At 34.3% G+C, this 7115-nt stretch carries 8 protein-coding genes; 6 read left to right on the plus strand and 2 right to left on the minus strand.

What is annotated here, in order from left to right:
- Both CRO04_RS25230 and CRO04_RS25235 read left to right on the plus strand, forming a co-directional pair.
- Positions 1-887 (plus strand): radical SAM protein (locus CRO04_RS25230; protein WP_099458947.1); only part of this gene is annotated, 887 nt, incomplete at its 5' end.
- Positions 888-1068: 181 nt separating this feature from the next.
- Positions 1069-1476, plus strand: a complete 408-nt coding sequence (locus CRO04_RS25235) for a hypothetical protein (protein WP_097006998.1) — start codon at positions 1069-1071, stop codon at positions 1474-1476.
- 2 nt (positions 1477-1478) lie between these two features.
- Here CRO04_RS25235 and CRO04_RS25240 read toward each other — a convergent pair whose 3' ends face one another.
- Positions 1479-2261, minus strand: a complete 783-nt coding sequence (locus CRO04_RS25240) for a hypothetical protein (protein WP_097006999.1) — start codon at positions 2259-2261, stop codon at positions 1479-1481.
- A gap of 175 nt (positions 2262-2436) precedes the next feature.
- Between CRO04_RS25240 and CRO04_RS25245 the strand changes: the two genes are divergently transcribed.
- From CRO04_RS25245 to CRO04_RS25255, 3 genes are all read left to right on the plus strand, one after another.
- A complete protein-coding gene (locus CRO04_RS25245) occupies positions 2437-3558 on the plus strand; it encodes a DUF4317 domain-containing protein (protein ID WP_097007000.1) in 1122 nt (373 codons plus the stop codon).
- 34 nt (positions 3559-3592) lie between these two features.
- The gene (locus CRO04_RS25250; protein WP_097007001.1) at positions 3593-5047 is read left to right on the plus strand and encodes a helix-turn-helix domain-containing protein; all 1455 of its coding nucleotides are present in this window, start codon (positions 3593-3595) and stop codon (positions 5045-5047) included.
- Between the two features lie 221 nt (positions 5048-5268).
- Complete coding sequence (locus CRO04_RS25255; protein WP_097007002.1) at positions 5269-5646, plus strand: hypothetical protein; 378 nt, start codon at positions 5269-5271, stop codon at positions 5644-5646.
- A gap of 141 nt (positions 5647-5787) precedes the next feature.
- Here the strand turns inward: CRO04_RS25255 and CRO04_RS25260 are convergent, their stop codons facing one another.
- A complete protein-coding gene (locus CRO04_RS25260; protein WP_097007003.1) occupies positions 5788-6489 on the minus strand; it encodes a Fic family protein in 702 nt (233 codons plus the stop codon).
- 192 nt (positions 6490-6681) lie between these two features.
- Here CRO04_RS25260 and CRO04_RS27085 point away from each other — a divergent pair, with 192 nt between their 5' ends.
- Positions 6682-6807: a hypothetical protein gene (locus CRO04_RS27085; protein ID WP_278321387.1), complete on the plus strand. Its 126-nt coding sequence runs from the start codon at positions 6682-6684 to the stop codon at positions 6805-6807.
- Positions 6808-7115 lie beyond the last annotated feature (308 nt).

Below are 7115 nucleotides of genomic sequence, written 5' to 3' on the forward strand. Positions count from 1 at the left end.
CACTTATGAAAATAAGTGCATGGCATAAGTCGAAAGATGATCGGGTTCAGTGGTATGAGCCGTTTGACGGCCTGATCGAAGAATACGACTTAGTTTATATGTCAAAAGTATTCAGCTTCACGCCTGACTACATACAGCCTATTTATTCAAAGGTAATTAAAAGAGGTGGCTCCGGGTATTGTATCGAATTGGCAAACGGCAAAGAAATATATTACAAAGAAAGAGATTATTTGTTGCCAAATGAAGTTGAACATATTTACCCGGATTATTCTCTTTATCCAGAAATGACCAAAGATACAGCTTATGGTTTCTTGACCAGGGGCTGCCCAACGGGTTGTGAGTTTTGCCATGTAGGGTGTAAGGAGGGGAAGAAGAGTTATAAAGTGGCTGATTTGTCAGAGTTTTGGAAAGATCAGAAAAATATTGTCCTCTGTGATCCCAATACACTGGCGTACCCTGGGCACATGGAATTATTACAGCAGCTGGTGGACAGTAAATCAAAAGTGAATTTTAATCAAGGCATAGATATAAGGAGAATTAGTGATAAAAACCTTGAATTGATTAAACAGATCCGACTTGATGGTATACACTTCGCTTACGATCGTTACGAAGATAAGCAGCTCATAGAGCGAAAATTAAAGACATTCAAGGAGTCAACCGGATACGATAAGGACAAAGGTCGAGTGATGGTTTATATCTTAACCAATTTCAATACTACGATTGAGCAGGACATAGAACGAATTCAGTTTTGCAGATCGTTGAGATTTTCACCTTATCCTATGATTTATGACAAAGAGCATTGCAAACCAATATATAAAAAAATCCAACGTTGGTGTAACAATTTTATTTTCTGGAAAACGCCTACATTTGAGGAGTATGTCGGTTAGCGAATTTAGTATTTTCATAAGGAGTGATACCATGAGATTTTACAGCTTGGCAAAAATAAACACAGATTAGTTTGTAAAAGATGGGAAGAAGAATGTACGAATTGCAAAAGCTAAGAGAAAGAATAGTTATGTCATTCTAGAAACGTTAAACTGATATTAAGCAAGGGAGAATTGAGTAAAAATGAAAAAAAACATTAGAAATAAGATAGTATCGTTACTATACAAAATAGCAAAAAATTATATTTTCATAATAACTGTAATGGTTGCCTCCCTAGGTGGAGCGATAATAGGAATGTATATTTGTTTTGGCGCAGAGATAGAAAAAATGGAACCAGATATAATTATGATTTTATTTTCAGATGTTTTTTTCTTTATTTTATCAATGGCTGCAATGATGGCGTTAAGCATAAGGGAATTCAATCTTAATCACGACAAGGAGATTATTTTGATTTGTCTTACTGAAGTTTTAGTTGTGTTTAACATTTTATATGAAGTCACATGGGAAAGTGCAATAGTAGGTATGATAGTATGCGAGGTATTTAGACGAATGTATGAATTTATAAGCAAGAAAAAACGTGATAGGTTTTAAACCTACCACGACGGAATGTAATAAGGTAATATTGCCGGAAGTAACACGCAGATTAATGCCACAATTACTCCAATGATAGGACTAATTTTCCCCCCTGAGTTACTAGAGGTGAGTATTCTTATATTATTTACAATATCATATAGTGGTGATATAGATAAGAATAATAAAGCGCTGATTTGAAGTAATACATAGTAAAGCGCAGGATGATTATTCAGTACTAAATCGTATTTATCTGAAAAATTATTGGTGTTACTAATTTGTGTTAAATAGGCATCAAATGTATATGGTTTAAAATAGTTATAAGAAATTAAAAAGCAACATAAAGCAGTTAAAATAAAATAGATTATTGTTTTTACTATTAAACGTTGAATTTTGGGAGCCAATAACAAATTTAAAATATAAGAAGTAAAAACAAAAATAAAGACTGATGTCAAAATTATATCTCTATTTTCTAAATAGAAACAAAGAACAATAACAGCTGCAATGGACAACAGAATTAAATATACTAAAACGGTACTAATACTCGTATTAGAAGATGAAGTTGAGTTATATGTTTGATTATTATTTATTGTTGTATTACCGCTGTTAGAGTAGTCATTAATTTTATTTGTGGAATAAGCTCCGGCATTAATTTGATTCCCGTAATTATTATTGGAATATGTAACTATTTTGCTTTCGCTCTTTTTTTTAAAGAGAGTAAGTAGAGAAACAATAGCTTGTATTGATGCAGGAAGTAATGCCATAACAGCAGGGTTATGTTTAACAAAATCAAAAAAATTATCCATAGTAAAGCTCCTAACAGTTTATTTGAAATATATTTAATTATAACATATTTAAAATGAAATATAACCCCAATTTATAAATAAAAGTATAATTGATTTTGTGAAAAAATCAAATGATAAGAGCAAGGCAAATACATATCAGTGACTTATAAAGTTAACGAATATTTGAGGAGGAAGAATGAATAGGAAAGAAGTATGTGAAATTAAAAAGCTTTTAACCCCAGCAAATTGCTGCATTAGTCGAATTTGCAGTTGCTATGTAGATTCGGAAAAGAACAAGCGGACAGAGCTTAAGGAAGCCTTTCTATCTCTTCCGGAGGAAGAAGCATTTAAGTACTTTACCATCTTTAAAAATTCATTAAGCGGCAGCATAGGTAAAAATCTGATTAATATGAGGTTTCCAATGCTTACTGAAGCAGAGGGGGGTACACAGGATTTTTTAATGAGACTTCGTGATAGTCAATTAAAGGATGATTCTCTTATCGAGGAGTTTTACAACAGAGTAATTGCAAATTATGAGTATGCAGAGAATTACTACATAATCTTGATACACTGTGCTTACGATATTCCATCAAAATCCACAGATGGAATGGAAATGTATGATGCTTCGGATTTCGTCTATGAATTTATTCAGTGTACGATTTGTCCTGTTAAATTATCCAAAGCGGGGCTTTGCTATAATTCACAAGCTAACGTAATCGAGAACAGAAATCGAGATTGGATCGTGGAGGCACCAGATACAGGCTTTTTATTCCCAGCATTCACAGATAGGTATACTGATACTCATGGATTACTATATTACGCTAAAAATCCGGAGCAGGTACCGGAGCGTTTCATTGACGAACTTTTAGGGTGTGTCATTCCAATGTCTGCAAAGAGCCAGAAGGAGACTTTTCAGGCGATCATAGAAAATACTCTGGGAGAAAAATGTGACTTTGAGACGGTAAAGAATATCCATGACAGTCTCAATGAGATGATAGAGGAGGCAAAGAATGAGCCGGTTCCGTTAACCCTAGATAAATATAAAATAAAGCAGCTTCTGGTTAACAACGGAGCCACACCGGAAAAGCTTGAAGAATATGATCAGTGCTATAAAGAGTGCCAGAAAGTAGAAAACTCTGGTTTTATGGCTTCCAACGTGACCAATACCAAAAGTTTTGAGATTAAGATAACGGATGTAAGTATAAAAGTTGCTCCGGACAAATCGTACCTGGTAAAACGCCAGCTTGTTAATGGTCGTTCCTGCATCGTTATTGAAACGAGTGAACATATTGAAATCAACGGGATAGTAGTGAAGTAAGGCAGCACAAGGCAAAACGGAAGTAGGTGAGAAAATGGCAGAGATACAGGAAATTTTAAAAATAGAGGGCGTAGGTGCTAAAGGAGGAGGAATACTGCCTAAATATGTAATGTTAGATCCAGATCTTACGCTGGAAGCAAAATGTATTTATACCTATTTTGCAAGCCTGGCTGGTATGGGGACAACAGTTTTTCCAGGTCGAGATACAATAATAGAATATCTTGGTATCAATAAGGATACGTTCTATAAACATTTTAAATTGTTAATTGAACAAAATTATGTTACTACAAAACAGGAGAATTCCTCCAATGGTTTTAAGAAAAATGTTTACACACTTGTTTCAAACCCTAAAAAATTTGAATCCCAATCCTCTACAATTGACAAATCCACCTATAGCAGAATACGATTTGGAGGGTTAAAATCAGCAGGATATGGTTGGATGCCATATATGGTTATGACTGATCCTCGGCTAAATATAAAAGCAAAAGGTATTTATGCTTATTTTTGTGTATGGACAGGTAGTGGAAATAGTGCTTTTCCAAGTAAAGACGACATTTTAAGGCACTTAGGTATCAGTCATAATACATATCAGCGCTATTATAAGCAACTCATTGATCTTAATTATATTACTGTGGTCCAAAGGCGAGATAGTGGACGAATGGCTGTTAATGATTATTATTTAAATGATAATCCAGATGTAGATTGTTTACCGGATACCAAAATTTCGGACACGGGGAAGTCACCGGATACCAAAATTTCGGACACGGGAAAATCACCGGATACCAAAATTTCGGACACGGAAAAACTACCGAGTACCAAAATTTCGGACACGCTAAATATTGACAAAAAGAATGGTTCAGCACAATATATAGTGAACACGTCGCCGGGTACCAAAATTTCGGACACGGGAGAGGTATCACCGCATACCAATTTTTCGGATACCGAGATTTCGGACATTAACATAAACAGTACTTTAACCATAAACACTTTATTAACATCCTCTTCATCCTCTAATGTATTTAATATGAGTGCAAATGAATTAGTCGATTATATCAAAAAAGCCGGTGCCTTAGACCAGCTTTTTACAGAGGAGGAAGAAATTAGTAAATTCCTGGAAATCAATAAAATCTTCATGACTACGTTGTGCGAATTGTGCTATATTAATAATATGCAATATAGTGGGTTAAGCATAAGCAGCTTAGAGATCATAGAGAAATTAAAGAATATCATAAGTAAAGATTATTTTGAGGATTTTTGCAGGAGAGTTTTAAGCGATTATTATTCAGCTCAATCAACCAGGCAGATAAAAAATATAATACGATACATGCAAGCTTGTATTTATAATGTCATGCTTCAAGGTGATGGAGTTAAGCAGAAAAAAGGATTGCCAATTAAACAACATGAAAAGAAAAATGATTTTCAGAACTTTCCTCAGAGAGATTATGATTATGATGCTTTGATACTTGCTGGAATAAATAAGGGAAATTAGGTCATAGAAAAGTTCCGTTATTTATAAAAAGCTGGACAATATAGTTATTTTGTCCAGGTTAGTATCCACCTCTAATTTTATACTATTTTTGATAAAATGCAATAGATTTTTTATTTTTAATATAACAAATGTAATTACAACAAATGATCTTGCTGAAGTAGGGATTAAAGTAACGTTTGTATTAAATCAATTATTCAGCAGTGTAAAGGGAAAATTTAGGTATGTGGAAAAAGACAGTAGATGAACTAAAGCTAAGGTATGATGCAATATCAGATTTGTCCAGGGAATTAGAAGAGCCAGTTTTTATAACTACAACGACAGGAGTTGATGATGCGGTTTTTATGAGTATTGAAACTTTTGAAAAGTTTGTCATAAGGATTAAGGCATGTGAAGAAAAAGATAATGAAGAGTATTTGATTTTTATGCGACGATTACTTGGAGGTAACTTAAATTTATATGAAGATGAAATTGTAAAATCGTGGGCAGAGGATAATATTAAATTTTCAGAAATAGTAGAATGTTATGATATTATGATGAAACGCTGTGAGAAAAAATCAATCAAATATATGGACGCTATAATTCAAAACAGACGTAGATAGATGGTCATTGAATTATCCCAATTCTATTTACATTTTTTTGTAATCGTCAACTTCGGTGATTGAGATTTTAATAAATAATAAGACCGCCCCACAGAAAAGGTTCCGTAGAGCGGTACTATAAATTTTAACGTATTAAAGAAATTATATCTCTAGTTCAATTGATTTATCAGCGTAATTGACGAATGCAGATCTAACCCTATTCTTTTCTTCAATTTGCAATCCTTCAAAGAATTTTGATAATCCTTCAGAGTTTTGTTCAGCAATATATTTAAAGTATAGGGCCCTTTGATCTTCCGGAATAATAATAGGCAACATGTTATTGTGAATCAATTCATAATTAATGAGTAATCGACCTGTACGTCCATTACCATCTTCAAAAGGGTGGATTCTTTCGAATTGTATATGATTATATGCTATTTTATCAAAAATAGAGTCATATTCAGTTTTCGTGTAATTATAAATAAAGTACATCATTGCCTGAGGGATCTCTTGTGGAGAGGGAGGAAGATGTTCAGCCCCTTGAATGAGAACAGGGACTTTTCTATAACCATTAATATCAGAGATATTTTTATTAATCATTATACCAATGTCTTTTATCATTTGCTGGTCTAATTGGTTTTCAGAATGTTCTAAAACGTATGAGAGAGCATATTTATGATTAATAGCTTCGTAAATTTCTCTCGGTTTTGCATTTACCGAAAAGCTATTGTCATTAAATAGAATAGCGTACGTCTCAGCAAAGGACAAAGTATTTCCTTCAATCCTATTTGAATGATATGTGCTTCTGGTAATATAATCCTCAAAGTATTTCTGATTATCTAAAATAAATTCTTTTACTCTCATGGATGACACCCCTATCCTTCTGATTGGCATCTTGCAAGTCAGCCACTTACTACTTATGATAACGATCTATCTTGTAACAGCATTATAAGTTATTGCTTAGTGCCTGTCAACAAATAAAATGTTTAAAACTACCTTTGAAACTACCTTTCAGGAAAAGAAACCGGAACTGATGAACGGAACTGAGTTCCGCTCATGGGAAAGCATTTAGGAAGATTCTGGGAGAAGAAGCTGGAACTGATGAACGGAACTAAGTTCCGCTCATGGGAAACATTTAGGGAGATTCCGGGAGAAGAAGCTGGAACTAATGAACGGAACTGAGTTCCGCTCATGGGAAAGCATTTAGGAAGATTCTGGGAGAAGAAGTTGGAACTGATGAACGGAACTGAGTTCCGCTCATAGAAAAGTATTCAGGAAGATTCCAGGAGAAGAGGTTGGAACTGATGAACAGAACTGAGTTCCGCTCATGGGAAAGTATTCAGGAAGATTCCGGGAGGAGAAGCCCCGGAGCTGATGAACGGAACTGAGTTCCGCTCATGGGAAAGCATTTAGAAAGATTCCAGGAGGAGAAGCCCCGTAACTGATGAACGGAACTGAGTTCCGCTCATGGGAAAGCATTTAGAAAGATT

This window comes from Lacrimispora amygdalina (assembly GCF_900205965.1).
GTDB lineage: Bacteria > Bacillota > Clostridia > Lachnospirales > Lachnospiraceae > Lacrimispora > Lacrimispora amygdalina_A.